The organism is Dankookia rubra, assembly GCF_004355005.1.
GTDB lineage: Bacteria > Pseudomonadota > Alphaproteobacteria > Acetobacterales > Acetobacteraceae > Paracraurococcus > Paracraurococcus ruber_A.
In genome coordinates, this window is record NZ_SMSJ01000376.1 from 1 (window position 1) to 396 (window position 396).

The 396-nt window shown below is 67.9% G+C and carries 2 protein-coding genes; one reads left to right on the forward strand and one right to left on the reverse strand.

Annotated features, from left to right (window positions below; all coding sequences use genetic code 11):
- A partial coding sequence (locus tag E2C06_RS39075; RefSeq protein WP_206664864.1) for a hypothetical protein occupies window positions 1–279 on the forward strand: 279 nt, incomplete at its 5' end.
- 2 nt (window positions 280–281) lie between these two features.
- Here the strand turns inward: E2C06_RS39075 and E2C06_RS41020 are convergent.
- The coding region (locus E2C06_RS41020) for a TAXI family TRAP transporter solute-binding subunit (protein WP_369126555.1) at window positions 282–396 on the reverse strand (115 nt) is incomplete at its 5' end.

Consider the following 396-nt stretch of genomic DNA (forward strand, 5'->3'; position numbering starts at 1 on the left):
CCATCCGAAACCAACCGCAACCCAGTAGCGGTCACCAAGCTCAAGCGGTGGCTACCGGCTGCCCCAATTTTACTCCGCCGGGCGCTCCAATATTCCTCCGCCGTTGACAGCATGACCGGCACGGCGCGCAACGCGGCGGCCCGCTCGGCCTTCGTCCCGTCGCTGGCCGAGACCACCAGGGCACTCGTCCCGACCTCATTGATTCATTGGCCTATCCGGGGCGGCGCCGGACGGCTCGACAACGCGAGCAATCCACTTGCGGCCAGCAGGTTGGCGTGAGGTCAGATGGCCAGCGCGATGCCCTGCTCCCGGTAGAACCGAGCCGCACCGGGATGGAAGGGCAGGACGCGGTTGGTACCAGCATTCGCGGCGCGGGTCGCAGCCGCGCTCGGGTGG